Source organism: Streptomyces sp. NBC_01549, assembly GCF_026339955.1.
Lineage (GTDB): Bacteria > Actinomycetota > Actinomycetes > Streptomycetales > Streptomycetaceae > Streptomyces.
Genome location: NZ_JAPEPW010000001.1, coordinates 2,462,443 through 2,484,310, shown reverse-complemented (window position 1 = coordinate 2,484,310; position 21,868 = coordinate 2,462,443). Strand labels below are relative to the sequence as shown.

General features: G+C 70.2%; 19 protein-coding genes. 12 read left to right on the top strand and 7 right to left on the bottom strand.

The window, feature by feature from the left end; genetic code table 11:
* The first annotated feature begins 97 nt into the window (after window positions 1-97).
* A complete protein-coding gene (locus OG819_RS10845) occupies window positions 98-295 on the top strand; it encodes an MbtH family protein (RefSeq protein WP_266649113.1) in 198 nt (65 codons plus the stop codon).
* A gap of 563 nt (window positions 296-858) precedes the next feature.
* On the opposite strand, the gene OG819_RS10840 is transcribed toward OG819_RS10845, so the two are convergent.
* Entirely contained in the window at window positions 859-2,196 is a 1,338-nt protein-coding gene (locus OG819_RS10840) for an IS110 family transposase (protein WP_266647905.1), read from the bottom strand.
* Between the two features lie 282 nt (window positions 2,197-2,478).
* Entirely contained in the window at window positions 2,479-3,942 is a 1,464-nt protein-coding gene (locus tag OG819_RS10835; RefSeq protein ID WP_266649111.1) for an MFS transporter, read from the bottom strand.
* Between the two features lie 206 nt (window positions 3,943-4,148).
* Here OG819_RS10835 and OG819_RS10830 point away from each other — a divergent pair, with 206 nt between their 5' ends.
* The 5 genes from OG819_RS10830 (at window position 4,149) to OG819_RS10810 (ending at window position 10,985) form a co-directional block, all read left to right on the top strand.
* Entirely contained in the window at window positions 4,149-4,607 is a 459-nt protein-coding gene (locus OG819_RS10830) for a MarR family transcriptional regulator (RefSeq protein WP_266649109.1), read from the top strand.
* A gap of 417 nt (window positions 4,608-5,024) precedes the next feature.
* Window positions 5,025-5,780, top strand: coding sequence for an NPP1 family protein (locus tag OG819_RS10825; protein ID WP_266627149.1), 756 nt, complete (start codon window positions 5,025-5,027; stop codon window positions 5,778-5,780).
* A 154-nt stretch (window positions 5,781-5,934) separates the two neighbouring features.
* On the top strand, window positions 5,935-6,231 hold the full coding sequence (locus OG819_RS10820; protein ID WP_266437945.1) for a hypothetical protein: 297 nt from the start codon (window positions 5,935-5,937) through the stop codon (window positions 6,229-6,231).
* 249 nt (window positions 6,232-6,480) lie between these two features.
* Window positions 6,481-7,377 carry a glycosyltransferase family 2 protein gene (locus tag OG819_RS10815; protein WP_266437942.1) on the top strand — a complete coding sequence of 299 codons (897 nt, stop codon included), beginning with the start codon at window positions 6,481-6,483 and terminating at the stop codon, window positions 7,375-7,377.
* Between the two features lie 365 nt (window positions 7,378-7,742).
* Window positions 7,743-10,985 carry a BTAD domain-containing putative transcriptional regulator gene (locus OG819_RS10810; protein WP_266649107.1) on the top strand — a complete coding sequence of 1,081 codons (3,243 nt, stop codon included), beginning with the start codon at window positions 7,743-7,745 and terminating at the stop codon, window positions 10,983-10,985.
* Between the two features lie 34 nt (window positions 10,986-11,019).
* On the opposite strand, the gene OG819_RS10805 is transcribed toward OG819_RS10810, so the two are convergent.
* Both OG819_RS10805 and OG819_RS10800 read right to left on the bottom strand, forming a co-directional pair.
* Window positions 11,020-12,711, bottom strand: coding sequence for a bifunctional 3'-5' exonuclease/DNA polymerase (locus tag OG819_RS10805; RefSeq protein WP_266627155.1), 1,692 nt, complete (start codon window positions 12,709-12,711; stop codon window positions 11,020-11,022).
* 49 nt (window positions 12,712-12,760) lie between these two features.
* Entirely contained in the window at window positions 12,761-13,534 is a 774-nt protein-coding gene (locus OG819_RS10800) for a Clp protease N-terminal domain-containing protein (RefSeq protein WP_266627157.1), read from the bottom strand.
* Between the two features lie 115 nt (window positions 13,535-13,649).
* On the opposite strand from OG819_RS10800, the gene OG819_RS10795 reads away from it, so the two are divergent.
* On the top strand, window positions 13,650-14,798 hold the full coding sequence (locus OG819_RS10795) for a DUF2786 domain-containing protein (RefSeq protein ID WP_266649105.1): 1,149 nt from the start codon (window positions 13,650-13,652) through the stop codon (window positions 14,796-14,798).
* Between the two features lie 24 nt (window positions 14,799-14,822).
* Here OG819_RS10795 and OG819_RS10790 read toward each other — a convergent pair whose 3' ends face one another.
* Entirely contained in the window at window positions 14,823-15,362 is a 540-nt protein-coding gene (locus OG819_RS10790; RefSeq protein ID WP_266649103.1) for a DUF4232 domain-containing protein, read from the bottom strand.
* Window positions 15,363-15,624: 262 nt separating this feature from the next.
* Complete coding sequence (locus OG819_RS10785) at window positions 15,625-16,092, bottom strand: hypothetical protein (RefSeq protein ID WP_266634563.1); 468 nt, start codon at window positions 16,090-16,092, stop codon at window positions 15,625-15,627.
* Window positions 16,093-16,743: 651 nt separating this feature from the next.
* Between OG819_RS10785 and OG819_RS10780 the strand changes: the two genes are divergently transcribed.
* Window positions 16,744-17,013, top strand: coding sequence for a DUF397 domain-containing protein (locus OG819_RS10780; protein WP_266437923.1), 270 nt, complete (start codon window positions 16,744-16,746; stop codon window positions 17,011-17,013).
* Between the two features lie 124 nt (window positions 17,014-17,137).
* Here OG819_RS10780 and OG819_RS10775 read toward each other — a convergent pair whose 3' ends face one another.
* Window positions 17,138-17,656 carry an ATP-binding protein gene (locus OG819_RS10775; RefSeq protein ID WP_266627164.1) on the bottom strand — a complete coding sequence of 173 codons (519 nt, stop codon included), beginning with the start codon at window positions 17,654-17,656 and terminating at the stop codon, window positions 17,138-17,140.
* Between the two features lie 337 nt (window positions 17,657-17,993).
* Between OG819_RS10775 and OG819_RS10770 the strand changes: the two genes are divergently transcribed.
* From OG819_RS10770 to OG819_RS10755, 4 genes are all read left to right on the top strand, one after another.
* Complete coding sequence (locus OG819_RS10770; protein WP_266652656.1) at window positions 17,994-18,818, top strand: helix-turn-helix transcriptional regulator; 825 nt, start codon at window positions 17,994-17,996, stop codon at window positions 18,816-18,818.
* A gap of 209 nt (window positions 18,819-19,027) precedes the next feature.
* Window positions 19,028-20,488 carry an aldehyde dehydrogenase family protein gene (locus tag OG819_RS10765; protein ID WP_266627166.1) on the top strand — a complete coding sequence of 487 codons (1,461 nt, stop codon included), beginning with the start codon at window positions 19,028-19,030 and terminating at the stop codon, window positions 20,486-20,488.
* A 155-nt stretch (window positions 20,489-20,643) separates the two neighbouring features.
* Window positions 20,644-21,180: a DinB family protein gene (locus tag OG819_RS10760; RefSeq protein WP_266627168.1), complete on the top strand. Its 537-nt coding sequence runs from the start codon at window positions 20,644-20,646 to the stop codon at window positions 21,178-21,180.
* 38 nt (window positions 21,181-21,218) lie between these two features.
* Window positions 21,219-21,860 (top strand): PadR family transcriptional regulator, encoded by a 642-nt coding sequence (locus tag OG819_RS10755; RefSeq protein ID WP_266584513.1) that lies wholly within the window; start codon window positions 21,219-21,221, stop codon window positions 21,858-21,860.
* Window positions 21,861-21,868 lie beyond the last annotated feature (8 nt).

Genomic DNA, 21,868 nt, shown 5'->3' with positions numbered 1-21,868 from the left:
CCGATGGAGAGGGAATATAGGTCATCGCGGAGAGTGGATTGTGACGTTCGCCCGCCGCCGCACAGGGGCGAGGCACCGCCGAGCAGAGGAAGCTGACATGGCAACGAACCCCTTCGAGGATGCCGACGGCACCTTCTCCGTCCTGGTCAACTCCGAGGGCCAGCACTCGCTCTGGCCGTCCTTCGCGGAGGTCCCGGCGGGCTGGGAGCCGACCTTGACGCGTGCCACCCGCCAGGAGTGCCTGGCCCATGTCGACGCCACCTGGACGGACATGCGCCCGGCCTCGCTCCGCTAGGGCCTGTCCGGCGGATCAAGTCGCAGGAAACAGGCGGCGCCTCATCGACGCTGGTGAGCGGGGGTTGGTGCGTGCAGCTGCAAGGCGGAGGAGGGAGTCGACGCGATGGGGGTCCCCCCGCTCGAGCGAAGTCGAGAGTGGGGGAGTCGGCGAGTGACGACAACGCCGCTGGGGGTACCCCCTCTGGGGGAGGGCGTGCCAACCCCCGCGTCTGCGGCATGATCCGCCGGACAGGCTCTAGTTCTGCCCCTGTCTCCGTCAGGTCCGCCAGGCCCGGTCCGCCATTCCCCGTGCCGGCGGATCCGCCTCGTCTCTCCGCTCGGTCCGTAACTCGTCTGCGTCGCCGTGCTGGTGAGCACGGTGCCCGGGTCCGCCGGTGCCGGGGCCCGTTGGTGATGCTCGGTCACGGCCCGAAATGCCAGAGAACCGCCACGGCCGGAAAACACCAGAAAACCGCAGACCAGGGATCTGACCGGAAAACTCAACGGTCAGATGGGGATGGCGAGATAGCCCCTCGATGGTGACGGTCGGGGGCTGGTGTGGGGCGGTGGGGTCGTGGGATGTCAGGCGGCTGCCGGGGTGAGGGTGACGTCGTGGCCGAGGGCCTTGAGCTGGCGGACGAGGTCGCGGCTCTTGCGGGCCGGGTCGAGGTTGCGGGTGTGGAAGTCGGGGCCGAGGTCTCGGTAGCGGGCGGTCGGGTCGTTCATGAGGTGCCAGACGGCGACCAGGATGGAGCGGGCGACGGCGACCAGGGCTTTCATGTGGCCGCGGCGTTTGACGATGCGGCGGTAGCGGGCGCCGAGGAAGGTGTCGGTGCGGGCGGCGGAGATTGCTGCTTCGCCGAGGGCGCCGCGGAGCCAGGGGTTGCCTTTGCCGGTGGGGCCGGAGGTGTTCTTGTTTCCGGACTGGAGGGTGCGTGGGGAGAGTTTCGCCCAGGACACGAGATGGCCGGCGGTGGGGAAGACCGTCATGTCCAGGCCGGTCTCGGCGAGGATGACCTGCGCGGTGCTGGGGCCGACGCCGGGGATCTCGTCGAGGCGTTCGGTGTCGGTGATCGGTATGAGGGTGCCCTGTCCGGGGCCTTCGTCGTCCTCGGTGGTGGACAGCTCGGCCAGACGCAGGGTGATCCGGGCGGTGAGCTTGTCGATCTGCACGGTGAGGTAGTCGACGGTGTCCAGCAGCATCCGGCACATGAAGGCGTGGTGTTCTTCGAACCGGCCGGTCAGGGCCTCGGCCAGGGTGCTGTGGCTGGCCTTGATGGTGCCGTGGGCCAGGTCCGCCAACGCCTTGGGGCTGCGTTCGCCCGCGATCAGTGCCTCCAGCATGGCCCGGCCGGAGACGCCGAAGATGTCGGCGATCACGGTGGACAGCTTGATCTGGGCGTCCTCGAGGAGTTTCTCGGTGCGCTGCTTGTGGCGGGTGCGCTCGTGGGTCATGACGGCCCGGGCCCGGGTCAGATCGCGCAGTTCACGGACCGGCTTCGGGGGTACGAACGAGGGCCGGAGCATGCCGCGTTCGGTGAGCTTGGCCAGCCAGACCGCGTCCAGGCGGTCGGTTTTGGGCCGGCCCGGGACGTTCTTGACGTCACGGGCGTTGACCAGCCAGCACTCCAGACCACGCGATTCCAGCAGAAAGAAGTACGGCTTCCAGTAGGTCGACGTCGCCTCCATCACCACCCGGGTGACGCCCTGGCAGACCAGGTGGTCGGCCAGGTCCAGGATCGCGCCGCTGGTCGCGACGGTGTTGAAGACCCGCTGCACGCGCTTGCCGGGCTTGTCCTCGTGCGGCACCCGCACACAGACCATGCCCGACGCCTTGGCGATATCGATCGCCGCGACACGGGCCACGAGCTCCTCGGCCTGCTCGATCTCCTCGACGCCACCGTCGTCGGTGTCCGCCATGCACAACTCCCTGGTATCGATCCGTACGGGCCGACGCCTGCCCAGGGGGCCGCGGGGGAGCGAAAATCTGACCGGCGTGCTCGATGGCAACAGTGCGTGGCCCCTCTGCGGCCCCGGCACCAGACTGACCTACGGGCTCAACGTCCCAACGAGCTACCGGCGTCGGCGGGCAGGCGCCGCAGCCATGTTTTCACGCCGGCAAGGCGCACCCGAAGGGAACAGGGGGACTGACCTGCGGTTTCTTTAATGCTGCGAGAGTGTGGCTCGGGTGCGCGGGTGGGGTCAGGCCTTCGCCTCGACCGCCTCGGGGGCCGCGTCCGAGGCGGGCTCGACCTGCGGCTGGGCGGCCGCCGCGCGGACCGGGATGAGGAAGGCGACGATCGCGGCGGCGATGCCGACCCCGGAGCCGATCAGCATGGCGACGCGGAACCCGCTCTCGGAGGGCAGGGAGACCGGGCCGAACTTCGTGGTCATCTGGGCCAGGACCACGGCCATCACGGCGGCCGAGACGGAGCTGCCGATCGAGCGCATCAGCGTGTTGAAGCTGTTGGCCGAGGCGGTCTCCGACTGGGGTACCGCACCCATGATGAGGGCGGGCATCGCACCGTAGGCGAAACCGACGCCCGTGCTGCAGACGATGGTCACGGCGAGCAGGCCCAGGGCGGAGCCGTTTCCGATGAGCGGCAGGGAGATGCCGTAGCCGAGGGCGATGATCAGGGCGCCGACGGTCAGGGTGATCCGGGGGCCCTTGGCGGCGGAGAGCTTGGCGCCGACCGGGGAGATGATCATCATCATCAGGCCGGCCGGGGCCATCCACAGGCCCATGGCCAGCATCGACTCGCCGAGGCCGTAGCCGGTCTCCTTGGGCAGCTGCAGCAGCTGGGGGATCACGAGGGACTGGGCGTACATCGCGAAGCCGACCAGGATCGAGGCGGCGTTCGTCATCAGTACCTGCGGGCGGGCGGTCACACGCAGGTCGACCAGCGGCTCGGCGGTGCGCAGCTCCCACCAGCCCCAGGCCAGCAGCAGGATGACCGCGGTGGCGAGCAGGCCGAGCGTGGTGCCGCTGCCCCAGCCCCAGTCCGCGCCCTTGGAGACTCCGAGGAGCAGGCAGACCAGGGCGATGCCCAGGCCGATCGCGCCGAGCAGGTCGAAGCTGCCCGCGGCGGTGCTCTCGCGGCCCGCGGGCACGAAGAACCAGATCAGCGTGGCGACCGCGAGGGTCAGTGCGGCGACGACCCAGAACAGCACGCGCCAGCTGGCGTTCTCGGCGATCGCCGCGGAGAACGGCAGGCCGAGCGCGCCGCCCACACCCATGGACGCGCTCATCAGCGCTATGGACGAGCCGAGCTTCTCCGCCGGTACGACGTCGCGCAGCAGGCTGATGCCGAGCGGCACCACGCCCATGCCGAGGCCCTGCAGACCGCGTCCGGCGATCATCGGGACGACCGAGGAGGACAGGGCGCAGACCACGGAGCCGAGGACCAGCGGGACCAGCGAGGCCAGAAGCATGCGCTTCTTGCCGTACATGTCACCGAGACGGCCGGCGACGGGGGTGATCACGGCAGCCGCGAGCAGCGTGGCGGTGACGACCCAGGAGGCGTTCGAGGCGGTGGTGTCGAAGAGGGTCGGGAGTTCCCCGATCAGTGGCACCACCAGGGTCTGGGTGATCGCGGCCACGATGCCGCCGAAGGCGAGGATGCCGACAACACCGCCGGAGCGGGCTGCGGGCTGAGAACTGTCCACGAGTACTCCCTGTTGCTCTTTCCGGGCTTGTTGCCGTGCTGCGCATCCGGGCCTGTCGCGTACGAGTTGCAAGGTGCACGCGAATTGCATGGTGCACGTAGTGTGCATCATGCATGCCTAGTGCATCATACACATTGCGATGGTATACCTGGCGGGAGGTAGCTTTCCTGTAGGGGAAGCGAGCCGGGAGCCGAAGGATGCCTCGCGTGGACAAGCCACTTGACCTGCTGGAATTCGAGACCATGCTGCTCGGGCGTCACATGCACATGCTCAACCCGCGGGGGCGCGGGATGAGTGAGGAGCGGCTGGACCGCAGTGCGTACGTCCTGCTCAGCCGCATTCAGGTGGAAGGCCCGATGTCCATCGGTGGACTCAGAGAGGCCTTCGGCCTGGACGCGTCCACCCTCAACCGGCAGACCGCCGCGATGCTGCGGGCCGGGGTCGTCGAGCGCATGCCCGACCCCGAGGGGGGCATCGCCCGCAAGTTCACCATCACCGCCGAGGGCAGGCGCCGGCTGGACGCCCATCGCGCCGAGAACCTGGACGGTCTGGAGAAGATCATGACCGACTGGGATCCCGAGGAAGTCGCCGAGTTCGCCGCCTATCTCAGCCGCTTCAACCGCGACATCGAACGTCTCGACGGGCGCCCCTGGCCGCGCGGGTGAGCTGGTGAAGGGGGGAGAGGGGAGGGTGGGGGGTCAAGGGTGGGTCGTTTGTCCGGCCCGTCCTGGTGTGGTCCAGGGGGTCGTGTTGTCGTTCGCGGACGTCTCCGTGCCGCCTGCGTGATGCCGGTCGAGGTCTCGGCCGGGGTGATGGGCATGCCGTAGGGCGCGTTGCTCGTCGGGGCACGTCGTTCGTCACGTCGCTCGTCCCTCGCTGGTCGCGTCGCTGGTTCTCCGCTCCCTTCGGGGCCCCGCCCCCCACTCGGCGTCAACTCGCCTGCCCCTTTGTTAGTTGATCTTTCACCGCTGCGACACCCCGCACCGCTTGAGCGCTCAACGAGTCAGGTGAGGGTGATCCGGGCATGCCAATGAAACCGCTTGCCCCACCCCCACCCCCTCGCGGTCCCTCAGGAGGACGCAGTGCAGAAGAGCTCGCGCGTACGCAGAGCCTCGCTCATCCTCGGCAGCGCCGTCGCGCTCGTCGTCGCCTTCCCCGGCAGCGCGCTCGCCGCCCCGCCCAAGGCCCTGCCCGCCAACGCGGACGACCTGGAGAAGACCTGGCAGCCGGCGTACGACTACGACACCGACGGCTGCTACCCCACGCCCGCCATCGGTCCCGACGGGACCATCAACGGGGGCCTCAAGCCGACCGGTTCGCTCAGTGGCGAGTGCCACGACACCTCGGATCTCGACAACACCAACGGCTACTCGCGTGAGAAGTGCAACAACGGCTGGTGCGTGATCCTCTACGGCCTCTACTTCGAGAAGGACCAGGCCACGATCGGCGGGCACCGCCACGACTGGGAGCACGTGGCGGTCTGGGTGCAGAACAACCAGGCCAAGTACGTCTCCACGTCCGCGCACGGCGACTTCAACGTCTACAGCGCCGACCAGGTCCTGTGGGACGGCACGCACCCCAAGATCGTCTACCACAAGGACGGTCTGAGCACCCACGACTTCCGGCTCGCGAACTCGGGCGACGAGCCGCCGGAGAACGGCTACCACACCTGGCAGTACCCGGCCCTGGTCGGCTGGAACGGCTACCCGGCGGGGCTGCGCGACAAGCTGAGCGCCTACGACTTCGGCAGCGCCAACTTCGGTCTCAAGGACGCCAACTTCGCCGCCCACCTCACGAAGGCCATGCCGGCGGGCATCTCGTTCGACCCCGACGCCTGACGGGCCGGGGATCTCTCCTCTGTCCCTGTCACACAACCGCCCGCGGGCGCGTCAGGGAGATGGCGCCACCCACACGCCCTGGTAGCGGTGTGACAAGTGTGGCAGGTGTGACAAGGCATGACATATGTGACAGGGACGAGAAGGAGATGACGACATGGCCGTTCTGATGGTGCGTGCGACGGTGAAGCCCGAGTGTGTCGACGCGCTCGAAGCGGCGCTGGGGAAGATGTTCGCCGCGATCGAGGCCGCGCGGCCCGAGGGTGTGCGCTATGCCTCGTACCGGCTCCCCGACGGAGTCACGTATCTCGCGGAACTGGAGCTCGCGGACGGGATCGAGAATCCGCTGACCGCGATCCAGGAGTTCCGTGAGTTCCAGGCGGGCTTGAAGGGCTGGCTGGCCGCCCCGCCGTCCGCCGAGCGGTTCGAGGTGCGGGGCGCGTACGCCGCCTGAGGCCGCCCGGGTGTGCGCTCGGTAAGAGTCGGCGAGCGTCGGTGAGAGTCGACGAGACTCCGGGCGCGCATCCCGTGCCGTGGCCCCGCGCCGAGTAGGTTCGCTCCTGACCGCGCAGAAGCAAGCGAAGAGCCGCGTACGGCGTGAGTAAATGCGGAGAGCACGAGGAAACGCGGCGTACCTGAGGGAGACGCACGGTAAACGGCTAGCATCGCGGGCAGAGTTGTCGGCCTGGGATGGAGTGGTGTCGTGTCGGAGGGGCCTCGGATCGCCGTTGCCGTCGTGACCATGGGGAACCGGCCCGACGAGGTCGACGCGCTGCTCGCCTCGGTGGCCAAGCAGGACGTCGCGCCCGCACGGATCGTGATCGTGGGGAACGGGTGTCCGCTGCCCGAGTTCGCCGAGCGGCTGGGACTGCCCGGTGAGGTGACCGCCATCGAGGTCGACGAGAACCTCGGCTGCCCGGGTGGGCGCAACGTGGGCCTCGCCCGGCTCAGGGAGTTCGCGGACGTGGACGTCGTCGTCGAGCTGGACGACGACGGGCTGCTGGTCGACGCGGATGTGCTGCGCAAGGTGCGGGACCTGTACGCCGCCGATCCGCGCCTGGGCATCGTCGGCTTCCGTATCGCCGACGAGAACGGGGAGACCCAGCGCCGGCACGTGCCCCGGGTCGGGGCCAAGGACCCGATGCGGGGCGGTCCGGTCACCGGGTTCCTCGGCGGTGGACACGCGCTGTCCATGCCCATGCTCGCCCGGATCGGGGATTGGCCCGCCGAGTTCTTCTTCGCGCACGAGGAGACCGACATGGCCTGGCGGGCCGTCGACGACGGGTGGACCGTGCTCTACGAGCCCGGACTGCTGCTCCAGCACCCCAAGACCTCGCCCGCCCGGCACGCCATCTACTACCGGGTCACCGCCCGCAACCGGGTCTGGCTCACCCGTCGCAGGCTGCCCCTCCCGCTGATCCCCGTGCACCTGGGAATCTGGATGCTGCTGACGCTCCTGCGGACACGGTCGCTGGGCGGGCTGCGGGCCTGGTTCGGCGGCTTCGCGGAAGGGCTGCGGCAGTCGGGCGGCGAGCGGCGGCCGATGCGGTGGCGGACCGTGTGGCGGCTGACGCGACTGGGACGCCCGCCCGTCATCTGACGGTGGCCGGCGGCCGATGGGCGGTCGGCGACAGGCGGCAGGACGGCCGGGGGCGGACGAGGGCCCCGGTCGCTCACCTCCGACGACCGGGGCCCTCTCTGTCCCCGGATCCGGCCACGGCGGCGACACTCCCCCGAGTTACGCGTTGTACGCGCGCACCGTCGGGCCAGATCCGATGGAGTGATCCCATCAGGCCGCGCCAACGGATCGCTAACATGTCGCCAACGGGTTTCCATCCGGAAACCTGGAAACCGGAAGCCGGTCGGCGTGAAGTCGCCGCAAGAAGGCGCGAAGTCGCCATGGGTGTGGTCGGTACCGGTCTGAACCGGTCGGGCCGGTCGAGCGGGAAGGCAGTGGAGCGGGCTATGCGGTACGAGCTGCGGTTCGGGCTGCTGGGGCCGCCGGTGTTGTACGACGCCGACGGCGAGGTCCGTTCGATCGGCGGCGGCAAAGTGCGTGCCCTGCTGGTCGCGCTGCTCCTCGAGCCGGGCCGGGTCGTCTCGGTGGACGCGCTCAAGGACGCGCTGTGGGGCGGGGCGCCGCCCGCCTCCGCGCAGGCCTCGCTGCAGAACCACGTCACCCGGCTGCGTCGGCTCCTCGACGATCCGGAGCGGCTGCGGGCCATGCCGCCCGGGTATCTCCTGCGGGTCGACGAGGGCGAGTTGGACGTGCGCGTCTTCGAGGCCCACGTCACGGCCGCACGCGCCGCGCACGCCGAGCGCGACTGGGAGCGGGCGCTGCGCGAGGCCCTGGCGGCGCTCGCGCTGTGGCGCGGCACACCGCTCGGCGGGGTCCCGCCCGAACTCGGCGGACACGCGCTCGTCCAGCGCCTGGAGGAGGCGCGGCTGCTCGTCCTGGAGTGGCGGTACGAGGCCGAACTGCGACTTGCGGGGCCGGGAGCCGGAGGTTCCGGTTCCGGTGCCGGTGGTGCGGGCGAGGGTACCGATGGTGCCGGGCGAGCGGGGGGTGCCGGGGTCGGCTGGGTTTTCGGGGACGTCGGGGGCTCCGCCGACGCAAAAGCAACGGTAGCCGCCGATGACGTCGGCGTCCGCTCTACGGCTCTCGGTACCTCCACAGCCCCGAACGTCTCCATAGCTCCCGACGCCTCCACAGCCCCCGGTGCCTTCAACACTCCCGGCCCCGCCCGACTCGCCGCCCTCGCACCCGAGTTGTCCGCACTCGTCGCCGAGTACCCCTTGCGTGAGGCCTTCCACCGACTGCTGATGCTGGTGCTGCACCGCACCGGACGTCAGGCCGAGGCCCTGGCCGTCCACCGGGATCTACGGGCCCGCCTGGTCGAGGAGCTCGGTGTCGAGCCCGGGCCCGCGGTGCGCGAGGCGCATCTGGAGATCCTGCGTGAGCGGGCGGGGGAGCGCGACGGGCCCGAGCGCGACCGGGACGAGGCCGCCGACGCGCGGCGGGCCACCCCCACCGAACCGGCCTCACCCCGGCCCGCCCAACTCCCACCCCCACCCGCGCACTTCACCGGCCGCGGGGACCTACGCCAGGAACTGAACCTGGCTCTCGACACGGCCCGGCACCCCAGACCCCCCACCCCGGCTGTCGCCGTCATCAGCGGAATGGCCGGAGTCGGCAAGAGCGCGCTGGCGCTGCATGTGGCACATGGGCTGCGGGAACGTTTCCCCGACGGCCAGCTCTACGTCAACCTGCACGGGGCCACGCCTGGAATGACCCCCCTCACGCCCGGCCAGGCGCTCGCCGCGCTGCTGCGCGACCTCGGTGCCGAGCCGCGCCGCATCCCCGAACACCTCGACGCGGCGGCCGCGTTGCTCCGGTCGATACTCGCGCCGACGCGCACCCTGATGGTGCTCGACGACGCCGCGCACGCCGCACAGGTACGGCCGCTGCTGCCGGCGGGCGCGGGGTGCGCGGTGATCGTGACGAGCCGTTCGCCGCTCACCGCGCTGGACGGCGCCCGGCGCTTCCCGCTCGCGCCGCTCTCGGACGAGGACAGCGCGGCGCTGCTGCGCGCGGTCTCCGGTCGGGTGAACGGCCTCGACGGCGCACACCCCCTCGTCGAACTCACCGGGCGGCTCCCGCTCGCTCTCCGCGTGGTCGCGGCTCGCCTCGCCGCGCGCCGCGCGCTCACGCCGGACGCCCTCGCCGGTCAACTGACCGCGACTGAGGGGCGGTTGCACCACCTGGAATACGACGATCTGAGCGTCCGCAGATCCCTGGCCGTCGCGCTCGACGCGCTGCGCGCCTCGGAGCGGGAGGCCGACCAGGACGCGGCGCTCGTGCTGCGCGGCATCGGCACGCTCGACCTCCCCGTATACGGCGCGCCCCTGCTCGCCCGGCTCTCCGGCATCGCCGAGTTCCGCGCCGAGGCCGCCCTCGACCGCCTCGTCGACGTCGCGCTCCTGGAGGAGACGGCGTACGGCCGCTACGCACCCCACGACCTGGTCCGCCACTTCGCCAGGGAGATCGCGGGCGCGACGGACGGGGAACCCGCGGAGGGAGGCGCGGGCATCTGCGTGTCCGAGCGGGCGTTGCGCTGGTACGCCGGTGTCGCCGCCCGCTCCCTCGAAGCGATCGTCGAGCCGGGCCTCGACCGCCAGGACCGCAGCCGGCCGACCGCCTCGCAGCCGGCCGCGCACACGGTGGACGCCGCGGCCACCCCGCCGTTCTGCACCGCCAAGGACGCTTTCACCTGGGGCGATCTGGAACTGGAGAACGTGGTGGCGCTGGTGGAGCGGTACGCGGACACATCCGCGTACGTTCCCGTGCTCGTTCGGCTGCTCAACCCCTACCTCCAGCGCAGCGGCCGGGTCGCGGAGTCGGAGGTGCTCCTGCGGGCCGCGCTGGGCGCGGCGCGGCGGCTGGGTGACGAGGCCGCGCAGGCGTACGCGCTCGGGGACCTCGCGGGGCTGCACTTCATGACGGGCCGCGCGAGCGAGGCGCTCACGCTGAACGACGAGGCGCTGGCGATCTGGCGGCGGCTCGGGGTGCTGTCGTGGATCCGGCGTGGTCTGAACAACCGCGGCATGCTCCTCGAGGGGCTGGGCCGCCACGCCGAGTCCAGCGAGGCGCTGCTGCAGAGCCTCGAACTCTCCCGGGAGCTGGGCGACCCGCACACCGAGGCCATCACCTACAGCCACCTCGGCAATCTGTACGAGCACACGGACGCCCGGGCCGCCATCGACCACCACAAGCGCAGCCTCGCGATCGGCGACGCGATGGACGACGTGATCATCCGGCACTCCGCGCACTCCAACATCGGCTACGCCCATCTGAGGCTCGGCGAACCGGCCGCCGCCGTACCGCACTTCGAGGAGAGCCTGCGCATCCTCGGCGGTCACGGCGACTGGCACGGGGAGTCGCAGACGCGGCTCGGGCTGGTGCGTGCGCTGCGCGGGGTGGGGCATGTCGAACGGGCCGCGCGCGAGTGCGATCTGCTGCTGCGCCGCGCCGATCAGCGCGCCGACCGGTACACCGGCGGGCTCGCCCGGCATCAACTGGGTCTGGTGCTGCGCGCGCAGGGGGATGCCGGAGAGGCGTACGAGCTGTGGAGGTCGGCGCTCGCGGCGCTGGACGGGACGGACAGCTCGGTGGTGGGGGAGCTGAGGAAACTCCTGGGGGAGGAGTAGCGGCGGTCCTGCTGCTCCAGGGGCACCGTCCTGGTCACTTCGCGTCCGCGTAGCACTCGACCACCGCCGTCGTGAACGGGAAGCGGACCGGTGTCTCGCCGAACGTCAGCCGTCCCGCCAGCTCCGCGGCCTCCCGGATCGCGGCCACGACGGCGTCCGCCTCCTCGGCCGGGCAGTGCACGATCACCTCGTCGTGCTGGAAGAAGACCAGCTCGGCGGTGAGGTCCCCGCAGGTGCGGCGGAGGGCGGCGAGCAGCAGCAGCGCCCAGTCGGCGGCGCTGCCCTGGACGACGAAGTTGCGTGCGAAGCGGCCGCGGGCCCGGGAGTTGGAGGAGGCGTAGCCCGGCACCCAGCCCTGGTCCGCCAGGGTCTCGGCGGGCTCGTCCTGCGGGATGCCCGCCTCTTCCGAGGCGGCGTCGGAAGAGCCGGCCGCCGGGGGACTGGTCCGCCCCAGCCATGTCCGTACGAGCCGGCCCTCCTCGCCGGCCCGCGCCGCGTCGTCCACGTAGGCGACAGCCCGGGGGAAGCGTCTTCTCAGCGCGGCCAGGTTCTTCAGGCCGTCGCCGGACGTCTGCCCGTACACCGCGCCGAGCACGGCGAGCTTGGCCTGTGCCCGGTCGCCGGCGAACGCCCGGTCCGACACCGACTGGTACAGGTCGCTCTCCCGGCCCGCGACCTCCATCAGGCCCGGGTCGCGCGAGATGGCGGCCAGCACCCGCGGCTCCATCTGGTCGGCGTCGGCCACCACGAGCCGCCAGCCCGGGTCGGCGACGACGGCACGCCGGATGACCTTGGGGATCTGCAGGGCGCCCCCGCCGTTGGTCACCCAGCGGCCGGTGACGGTCCCGCCGGGCAGGTACTCGGGCCGGAAGCGCCCGTCACGCACCCAGTCCTGCAGCCAGGACCAGCCGTGCGCCACCCAGATCCGGTACAGCTTCTTGTACTCGAGCAACGGCTTCACGGCGGGATGCTCGATGGTCTCGATCTCCCACCGCCGGGTGGATTTGACCTTGATCCCGGCCTGCGCGAAGGCCTTGATGATGTCGGCGGGCAGGTCGGGGCGGACGCGCCTGCCGAAGGCGGCCGACACCTCGTCCGTGAGCTCGGCGAGGCGTCTGGGCTCACCGCCGCCCGCGTACCGCTCGCCGAGCAGCTCGTGCAGCACCTCACGGTGGACGTCCGCGCGCCACGGCAGACCGGTGCGGTTCATCTCGGCGGCCACCAGCATGCCCGCCGACTCGGCCGTCGTCAGCAGGTGCATGCGCTCCGGGTGCGCCGTCGTGTCGTGGCGGCGGCGCTGATCGGCGTACACCTCCAGGAGGTCTTCCAGGGGTACGCGGACCGGGCGCGGCTCGAAGAGGGACGACTGTGAGCCGGGCTCGGCGGAGCGCTGCGGGGGATCCGGCGGTACGGGGCCGCCGCGCAGCCTTGCCAGCGCGGCGGCCGCCGACCGGGGTTCGCCGAGCCGGCCCTCGTGGCCGAGCAGCAGCGTCTCGGCGGCCTCCATGTCGTAACACCGCTCCACTCGCACCCCCGCGGCGAGCAGACGCGGGTAGACGTCGGCCGTGGACCGCCAGACCCACCGGACCACGTCGGGCCGCCCCCGCACGGCCTCGACCAGGTCCGCCTCCCTGCGCACCGGCCCCGCGGGCAGCCCGTCGGAGCCGAGGGGGGCGACTTCCGCGCCACCGTCCTCGGCCGGTCCGAGAGCCCACCGGTCGCTCATGATTCCGAGTTTCGCAGGCGGGTCTGACAACGGCCGCGGACGCGACGTCCTACTGATCCTTCCGGTCCTTCTGATCCTGCTGGTCCGGCTGGTCCTTCTGCTGTCCCGCCACCGTGATGAGCTCCAGCACGCGCGCGAGGTAGGCCTCCGCCGCTGTCTTGTCGATGCCGAGGTCGCTGAGGACGCCGTTGCCGTTCTCGTACTCCAGGAGGGCCAGGAGGATGTGTTCGGTGCCGATGTAGTTGTGGCCGAGGCGGAGGGCCTCGCGGAAGGTGAGTTCCAGCGCCTTCTTGGCGGCGGGGCCGTACGGGATCAGCTCCGGGACCTCGTCGGCCGCCGGCGGGAGCGCCGCGGTCGCCGCCTCGCGGACGGCGTCCAGGGTCACGCCCTGGGCGGTGATCGCCTTCGCGGCGAGCCCCTCGGGCTCGGAGAGGAGGCCGAGGACGAGGTGCTCGGTGCGTCCCTCCGCGTTGCCCGCGGCCTTCGCCTCGTTGTGCGCGGCCATGACCGCGTTGCGGGCGCGGGGCGTGTAGCGGGTGAAGCCCTGGCTGGGGTCGAGGTCCGACTCGGCCTTGGGGACGAAGCGCTTCTGCGCCGCCTGTCGGGTGACGCCCATGCTCTTTCCGATGTCGGTCCAGGACGCGCCCGAACGCCGGGCCTGGTCCACGAAGTGGCCGATCAGGTGGTCGGCCACGTCGCCGAGGTGGTCCGCCGCGATCACCGCGCCCTGGAGCTGGTCGAGCGCGTCGGTGTGGACCTTCTTGATGGCCTCGATGAGGTCGTCGAGACGTACGGATGCCTTGCCGGGTGGGTTCGTCGTCATGTGTCAACCGTAAGTTGACAGGCAGGGGGTGTCAACCCGAAGTTGACACCCTTCCCGCCTTCACTGTCCACAGGGTGTGGACGGCCCGGTTCGGCAGGCGTGACACGATCGACGCATGAGCAGTACGCCCAGCACCGTGGAGCGCGCCTTCGAGGCCGCGCTCTACGCCGACAGTGACGGGGCCCTCGACTCGGGCGCCTCGCTGCTCGCCGCCGACCCCGCCTCCGACACCGAACTCGCCCGCCGCGGCGAGGAGTTCGTCGCAGCGGCCTGGCGTCGCGGCTGGCAGCCCGCCGACGTCGTACGGATCGTGCGACGCGAGCTGGACGACGTACACCTGCGGCTGGTGTCGCAACTGGTGCGCGCCGAGGCCGGCCGGGACCGGCGGCCCCGGGGCCCGCGATGGGCGGCACAGCTCGAAGGGCTGGACGCCGGGGCCCCGCGCACCGACCGCTTCTCGCAGGCGACCGCGGCGCTGGAGCTGTACCGGCTGCTGCTGCGCCTTCCCACCCTCGAGCCGCTCGACGCGCACCGGCCGCACGGCACGTCACGGCACCCGGCCGCCCCGCAGGACTCCCGCATGCTCTCCCGCATCCGCGCGCTGCTCGCCAAGGCCGAGGCGACCGGGTTTCCGGAGGAGGCGGAGGCACTGAGCGCCAAGGCGCAGGAGCTGATGGCCCGGCACAGCATCGACGAGGCGCTGCTAGCGGCCCGTACGCACGCCAAGGACGCGCCCGGCGCCTGCCGCATCGGTGTCGAGCCGCCGTACGAGACGGCCAAGGCCGTGCTGCTGGACGCGGTGGCCGACGCGAACCGCTGTCGTGCCGTGTGGAACGAGTCGCTCGGCTTCTCGACCGTCGTCGGTTTCGAACCCGACCTGGAGGCCGTCGAGCTCCTCTACACCTCGCTGCTCGTGCAGGCCACGGCCGCGATGACGAAGGCGGAGGCGGCCCAGCGGGCCGGAGGAAGGAAGCGTACGAAGAGCTTCCGGCAGTCGTTCCTGGCCGCGTACGCGCACCGGATCGGCGACCGGCTGGCGACTGCCGCCGAGGGGGCCGAGGGGGAGGTCGCCTCGGCGGCGCCGGCGGGGGAGTTGCTGCCCGTGCTGGCGGCCCGTGACGTGGCCGTCAACGACCACATGGAGCGGATGTTCCCGGACACCGTCACCACCCGGCTGCGCGGCGTCAACGACGCGGCCGGATGGCAGGAAGGGGCCGCGGCGGCGGACCGCGCCCAGGTCAGGGCACGTCCGCCGCTTCGCTGACGCCCGGCTTCCGCCGGGATCCGCTCAGTCGCCCGCGGGCTGGAACGAGCTCACGGAGGCGTTCGGGTCGCTCGCACCGGTCTTGCCGGCGACGGGGCCGTACGACCACTTGAAGCTCTGGGTGGTGGCGGCGCCGGGCAGGCTGATCTTCAGCGCCGTCGCGTCGAGGCTCTTCCCGTCGCCCGCCGTGCCCCGCACGTAGGTGATCGTGAAGGAGGCCGTGCCGCTCTTCGCCAGCGTCAGCTTCGGCGGATTCGGGGCCTTCTCCTCGGGCACGTCCGTGCTCTTGCCCCCGTCCTGCACCGTGACGGCGGGGAAGCCCTGGAGGGTGCACTCGGCGCTCTTGTTGGTGAGTGTGACGGGCACGTTGCCGGTGTCGCCCGCGGCGGGGGCCGCGTTGGCGGGGCCGACCTGGATGCCGATCTGGTCGATCTTGCAGGCCGTGGAGGCGGCGGCGGAGGAGGCCTTCTTGCCGCTGTCACTGCTGCTGTCGCCGCCGCTGTCGCAGGCGGTGAGGGTGAGTGCCGCCGCGGCGGCGACGACGGCGATCGGAAGGGCGCGCATGGGTTTCCCCCTGGGTTCGTGAAGGTGCTCATGGATCATCACGCAGACCGATGGGCATGCGTTGCGCGACCCCCCTGTCAGGCACCTCTCCCATGCCGTGTATGCCCAGAAAACTCCCCTGAGTCGACGGAATGAGCGACGGACACGCGAACGGACATGTGGACGGGCATGCGAACGGGCCGCGGAGTCCGACGGACTCCGCGGCCCGCTGTCAGAGGCCGGTCGGGACAGGTGAGGGCAGGTCAGGGAGGGGTCGGGCCGGTCAGGAACCCAGGCTCGCCGTCGGCAGTCCCGACGGGAGCTGACCGCCCTCCGCCTTCGTGTACGACTCCTTGCCGAGCTTCCCCGACCAGGTGACCTTGAGCGTCGTACTGTTCACGGAGTCGACCATGCCGGTCGTGCGGTCCTTGTTCCCGTCCGTGCACTTGAGGTGGATCATCTGCATGCCCGCCTCGTCACCGGCGGTCCCGCTGCACACGGTTCCGCCCGTCGTGAAGAGCCCGGCCTGCTTGCCGGTGATCACCAGCGCCACGACCTTGCCGCCGGTCGTGGCCGCCCAGCTGCCCTCCAGCTTGCCGGCGGTGGACGGGGTACTCGAGTCGCCGCCCGTGCCGGCCGTCCCCGAGGCGGACGCGCTGGGGCTCGCGGCCCCGGCCCCGGAGTCGGACCCCGAGTCGCCGCTGCAGCCGGTCAGCGCGAGCGCGCCCGCCAGACCCGCGGCCAAGGCCATGGCCACGCCCCGGGTCCGCCGACGCGGAAAGGTCGCCGAAGTCGCCGATGTCACTGAAGCCCCCAAGGGTGATGGTGTCGCTGGGGTCGCCGGAACGACCGCAGCAAGCTATCAGCCGTATTCACGAACACCCTGAGTGAGACATCGGGAGAACCTAGGAATGTTCTGGGGGAGCCGTCGAGTCATGGTGCCGAGGGAGTCGTCGCCCCGTCACGGATTCTCGCGTACGAGCCGGAACGGATGCCGCGCGTCCGGTGGCCGAGGTCGATCCGGCGAACCCTGCGGATTGGGCCATTACGTGAACGTTGAAACTCGAAGGGCCCGGTACGCGTCTCTTCCTAGTGGATGAGGGATTCGACCCGGACGACCCTGCACGGATGATGGCGCGGAAGATCATGCACGGGGGCTGGAGAGCGCATGTCATGCGATCTCCGGGGCACACGCTGGACCGGGAGCAGCCCGGCGAGTACCAGGCAGTAGTCAAGTGGTCAACACGCCGTAGTCAAATGGCGGTAAAAGCTGTAACCGTGGCGCCACCCCCCGTGCACGTGCATCTGCCCATGCATCTGCACATGAACAGAGCTATGATCCGGGGCAGTTGGCCACTGCATCAATGGCCACATTGGCCAATGCACGACCGGGGAGCGACCTGTGGACCACGACGTGTACGACGTGGATGACCTGGATGACGTGTACAACGGCATGGCTGCGACGGGGCTGACCGGAGTGGCCTGGCAGAAGAGCAGGCACAGCAACTCGCAGGGCTCCTGCGTGGAGTTCGCGAGACTGCCCGGAGGGGACGTGGCGGTGCGGAACTCGCGGTTCCCGGAAGGGCCCGCGCTCGTCTACACCCGCGCCGAGATCGAAGCCATGCTCCTGGGCATCAAGGACGGCGAGTTCGACCACCTGGTCGCCGGCTGACATGAGCCGACGCCGCCCGCGTGGGCGCGTACTCGAGTGGGGCAACCGGCATAACTGACGGCGACCGCCATGTCGCGATGCGTAACGCGCGTAGAACCGCGGCGCCAAAAGGCGCCGCGGTTCTCTATTCGGTCGAAACCCCGCCGGCGGCCGCCTGTGGGAGCCGGAACAGCGCCCATACGACCTTGCCGCTGAGGGTGCCCGCGAGCGGGTGCCAGCCCCAGCTGTCGGCGAACGAGTCGACCAGGAACAGGCCGCGGCCCGACTCCGCCGAGAAGTCCTCCGAGTCGCCCGCGACCGGACTGTCGTGACTGGGGTCGCGTACCGCGCACACCAGACGTGAGGTCCACCGCATCAAGTGCAGCCGCACGGGCGGCCCTTGGTCGTCCGGGCGGGGTGTGTCCGAGGGCAGTGCGTGCCGCAGCGCGTTGGTCACGAGCTCGGAGACCACCAGGCAGACATCGTCGAAGCGCTCGCCGATGTCCCACTGGTCGAGCGTTCTGCGGGTGAACTGCCGCGCTTCGCGCACCGCTTCGTAGCGTGCGGGCAGCGCACAGGAAGCGGCGTTGGACACGGCCGCGGGGTCGAGCGGCGGAAGTCCCTGCCGTAAGGGCTCGAGCATGGTCGATCCATTCGTCCCCATGCGAGGCACTCCCGAGTGTTCGCGGTCGTTGCGATGCAGCGGTGGCGCGGGGACCATGGTTCCGAATGCGTACAGCAGATGCAAGGGCAGATGCACGTGCACGCGCCCGAATTAGACCTTCCTCCACCCTTTCTTGGTCATTTCTTCTGTCACCTTCTTCCCCCTTGTTGACCCTCTACCGATCTTTTCCTGTGTGGCACCTTTGGAGTCTCTCCGTTTCTGTAACTGAACGAGTACTGCTTGAAGTGTTTTAGTGGCAGACTTCGGCCCTTGAAGACGGTTGGGGAGGCGGACGAACGTGAGCGCTGGTGAGTCGAGCGGCTCGGTGGTGCGGCGCATGCTGCTCGGATCACATCTGCGGCGCCTGCGGGAGGCGCGTGGAATCACCCGGGAAGCGGCCGGTTACTCGATCCGCGCCTCCGAATCGAAGATCAGCCGCATGGAGTTGGGACGGGTGAGCTTCAAGACGCGCGACGTCGAGGATCTGCTGACGCTGTACGGCATCAATGACGAGGCCGAGCGCACGTCGCTCGTCTCCCTCGCCAAGGAGGCCAACGTCGCCGGCTGGTGGCACAGTTACTCGGACGTCCTGCCCAGCTGGTTCCCGACCTACGTCGGCCTGGAGGGCGCGGCCCACCTGATCCGGTCGTACGAAGTCCAGTTCGTGCACGGCCTGTTGCAGACGGAGGCCTACGCCCACGCGGTCGTCGCGCGCGGCATGCGGGGCGCTTCGCCCGCCGACATCGAGCGGCGCGTAGCGCTGCGCCTGGAGCGGCAGAAGTACCTCGTCTCCGAGAAGGCCCCGGAGTTCCACATCGTCCTCGACGAGGCCGCGCTGCGCCGCCCGTACGGCGACCGCGAGGTGATGCGGGGGCAACTCCAGTATCTGATCGAGGTGTCGGAGCGCCCGAACGTACGACTTCAGGTCATGCCGTTCAGCTTCGGCGGCCACTCGGGTGAGAGCGGTTCCTTCACCATCCTGAGCTTCCCCGAGTCCGATCTGTCGGACGTCGTCTATCTGGAGCAGCTCACCAGCGCGCTCTACCTGGACAAACGCGAGGACGTCACCCAGTACGAGGGTGCGCTCAAGCAGTTGCAGCAGGACAGCCCCGGGCCGTCCGAGAGCCGGGACCTGCTGAGGGGGCTGCTCCAGCTCTCCTGACTTCTCCCCACCACCTCCCCCGAGTCTTCACGGACTCCTCCCGTGAATCTTCACAGCCTGTTCGCCTGTGAGTCTTCGTGGACTCTTCGGAGGTGCTCTCCAACTCCCTTTGATCGCAAGTACGATGACGTCTGATCAGACGTTGATCGGATGTGTCTGCTGACTCAGACTCGGATGTCTGCCTCGGCAGCAAGGGGATTGAGGAGCACATGTCGTCCTACTTCACCGAACTGGCCCGGCAGTACATCGACGGCGAGTGGCGCCAGGGCACCGGCTCCTGGGACATCATCGATTTCAACCCGTACAACGGCGAGAAGCTGGCGTCGATCACCATAGCCACGGTCGATGAGGTCGACGAGGCCTACCGCGCCGCCCAGCGCGCCCAGAAGGCATGGGCCGCGACCAACCCGTACGCCCGTCGCGCGGTCTTCGAGAAGGCCCTGCGCCTCATCGAGGAGCGCGAGGCCGAGATCACCGAGGTGATCATCGCCGAGCTCGGCGGCACCCACCTCAAGGCCGGCTTCGAGCTCCACCTCGCCAAGGAGTTCCTGCGCGAGTCGATCCAGCTGTCGCTGCGCCCCGAGGGCAAGATCCTCCCCTCGCCGATCGACGGCAAGGAGAACCGCCTCTACCGGGTCCCCGTTGGTGTCGTGGGCGTGATCAGCCCCTTCAACTTCCCCTTCCTGCTCTCCCTGAAGTCCGTCGCGCCGGCCCTGGCGCTCGGCAACGGCGTGGTCCTCAAGCCGCACCAGAACACCCCGATCGTCGGCGGCTCGCTGGTGGCGAAGATCTTCGAGGACGCGGGCCTGCCCGGCGGTCTGCTCAACGTCGTCATCACCGACATCGCCGAGATCGGCGACGCCTTCATCGAGCACCCCGTCCCGAAGGTCATCTCCTTCACCGGCTCCGACAAGGTCGGCCGCCATGTCGCCACCGTCTGCGCCTCGCACTTCAAGAGCGCGGTGCTGGAACTCGGCGGCAACAGCGCCCTGGTGGTCCTGGAGGACGCGGACATCGACTACGCCGTCGACGCGGCGGTCTTCAGCCGCTACGTCCACCAGGGCCAGGTCTGCATGGCCGCCAACCGCGTGCTCGTGGACCGCTCGATCGCGGACGAGTTCACCGAGAAGTTCGTCGCCAAGGTCAGGACGCTGAAGGTCGGCGACCCGAGCGACCCCCAGACGATCATCGGCCCGGTCATCAACTCCTCCCAGGCGGACTCGCTCACCGGCGCGGTCGACCAGGCGATCGCCGAGGGCGCCACCGCTCTGGTGCGCGGCGCCACCACCGACAACCTCGTCGAGCCGACCGTCCTGACGGACCTGCCCGCCGACTCCGCCATCCTCCAGCAGGAGATCTTCGGCCCGGTCGCGCTCCTCGTCACCTTCGACGGCGAGGAGGAGGCCGTCCGCATCGTCAACGACACCCCGTACGGGCTCAGCGGCGCCGTGCACACCGCCGACGTCGAGCGCGGTGTCGCCTTCGCCAAGCAGATCGACACCGGCATGTTCCACGTCAACGACGGCACCGTCCACGACGAGCCGCTGGTCCCCTTCGGCGGCGAGAAGCACTCCGGCATCGGCCGCCTGAACGGCGAGACGACCGTCGACGCCTTCACCACCCAGAAGTGGATCTCGGTCCAGCACGGGCGCAGTTTCTTCCCGTTCTAGGCCCCCTTCCGTTTCAGGACTCCTCACTCCTCCCGTTCCGGGACTCTTTGTCGCCTCCGGGCCCTTGCGGACAGAATCTGACCGCAAGGGCCCGTACGTTCGTCGGTGTCAGGCAGGGGATGCCAGGCAGGAAGACCCGATGAAAGGCGGCGATCATGGTTACTCACGTTTCGGCGGAGACTCCCGGTGACGAGCGCGGAGCACTGCTCTCCTTCTTGGAGGCCGAGCGCGGCGGGATCCGCCGGGCCCTGACCGGGCTGACACCGGAACAGGCCACGAGCCGGCCGAGCGCGAGCGAACTGTCCCTCGCCGGACTGCTCAAGCATGTCGCCGAGACCGAGCAGGCCTGGATCGCCCGCGCCAAGGGCGAGCCGCCCGCCGTCGAGCGGGACGAGTCGACCTGGCACGAGTGCTTCGCGCTCGTCGGCGACGAGACCGTCGAGTCGCAGCTCGCGTACTGGGAGAAGGTCGCCGCCGAGACGGAGGCGTTCATCCGCTCGGTGCCCAGCCTCGACGAGACCTTCGCACTGCCCGAAGCCCCCTGGTTCCCCCGGGAACGGGTCTCGATGCGCTGGGTGGCGCTCCACCTGATCCGTGAGACGGCCCGGCACGCCGGCCACGCCGACATCATCCGCGAGTCCCTGGACGGCGCCACCGCCTTCGAGCTGGTGGCCCGCGCGCAGGAGGGTTGACCTCCGCGCCCCCATCTGCCCCCCATAACCTGGACCGCATGTCAGCGATCCGTCTCCTGGTGTTGGGTGCCGTCCGCCAGCACGGGCGGGCCCACGGCTACCAGGTGCGCAACGACCTCGAGTACTGGGGCGCGCACGAGTGGTCCAACGCCAAGCCCGGCTCGATCTACCACGCGCTCAAGCAGATGGCGAAACAGGGACTGCTGCTCGCCCACGAGATCGCCCCGTCCACGGCGGGCGGCCCGCCGCGCACCGAGTACGAGATCACGGACCAGGGCACCGAGGAGTACTTCACGCTGCTGCGCCGGTCGCTGACCGCGTACGACCAGAAACCGGACATCCTCTCGGCCGCGCTCGGCTTCATGGTCGACCTCGGCCGTGCGGAGACCCTCGAACTCCTCCAGGAGCGGGTGCGCGCCATCGAGGAGTGGCGCAAGTCCGTCACCGGGTACTACACCCCCGAGGACGGCCCCGGACAGCTCGGCCACATCGGCGAGATCATGAACTTCTGGGTCCACTCCGCCGACTCCGGAGCGCAGTGGACCCGGGGCCTGATCGAGCGGATCCGGGGCGGCGCGTACACCTTCGCCGGCGAGGGCGAACCCTTCGTCGGCGTCCTGGTGGACGGCGAGGAGAACCCGTACGCGACGGGAACACCGCACCCCGGCGACCAGGAGTAGCCGCACCC

What these genes read in the sequence shown, in the direction of transcription:
- OG819_RS10845 (WP_266649113.1), top strand. Translation starts at nt 98, where the DNA reads ATGGCAACGAACCCCTTCGAGGATGCCGACGGCACCTTCTCCGTCCTG.
- OG819_RS10805 (WP_266627155.1), bottom strand. Translation starts at nt 12,711, where the DNA reads ATGAGCGACCGGTGGGCTCTCGGACCGGCCGAGGACGGTGGCGCGGAA.
- OG819_RS10760 (WP_266627168.1), top strand. Translation starts at nt 20,644, where the DNA reads ATGGTTACTCACGTTTCGGCGGAGACTCCCGGTGACGAGCGCGGAGCA.
- OG819_RS10765 (WP_266627166.1), top strand. Translation starts at nt 19,028, where the DNA reads ATGTCGTCCTACTTCACCGAACTGGCCCGGCAGTACATCGACGGCGAG.
- OG819_RS10820 (WP_266437945.1), top strand. Translation starts at nt 5,935, where the DNA reads ATGGCCGTTCTGATGGTGCGTGCGACGGTGAAGCCCGAGTGTGTCGAC.
- OG819_RS10770 (WP_266652656.1), top strand. Translation starts at nt 17,994, where the DNA reads ATGCTGCTCGGATCACATCTGCGGCGCCTGCGGGAGGCGCGTGGAATC.
- OG819_RS10795 (WP_266649105.1), top strand. Translation starts at nt 13,650, where the DNA reads ATGAGCAGTACGCCCAGCACCGTGGAGCGCGCCTTCGAGGCCGCGCTC.
- OG819_RS10785 (WP_266634563.1), bottom strand. Translation starts at nt 16,092, where the DNA reads ATGGCCTTGGCCGCGGGTCTGGCGGGCGCGCTCGCGCTGACCGGCTGC.
- OG819_RS10775 (WP_266627164.1), bottom strand. Translation starts at nt 17,656, where the DNA reads ATGGGGACGAATGGATCGACCATGCTCGAGCCCTTACGGCAGGGACTT.
- OG819_RS10800 (WP_266627157.1), bottom strand. Translation starts at nt 13,534, where the DNA reads ATGACGACGAACCCACCCGGCAAGGCATCCGTACGTCTCGACGACCTC.
- OG819_RS10840 (WP_266647905.1), bottom strand. Translation starts at nt 2,196, where the DNA reads ATGGCGGACACCGACGACGGTGGCGTCGAGGAGATCGAGCAGGCCGAG.
- OG819_RS10755 (WP_266584513.1), top strand. Translation starts at nt 21,219, where the DNA reads ATGTCAGCGATCCGTCTCCTGGTGTTGGGTGCCGTCCGCCAGCACGGG.
- OG819_RS10790 (WP_266649103.1), bottom strand. Translation starts at nt 15,362, where the DNA reads ATGCGCGCCCTTCCGATCGCCGTCGTCGCCGCCGCGGCGGCACTCACC.
- OG819_RS10810 (WP_266649107.1), top strand. Translation starts at nt 7,743, where the DNA reads ATGCGGTACGAGCTGCGGTTCGGGCTGCTGGGGCCGCCGGTGTTGTAC.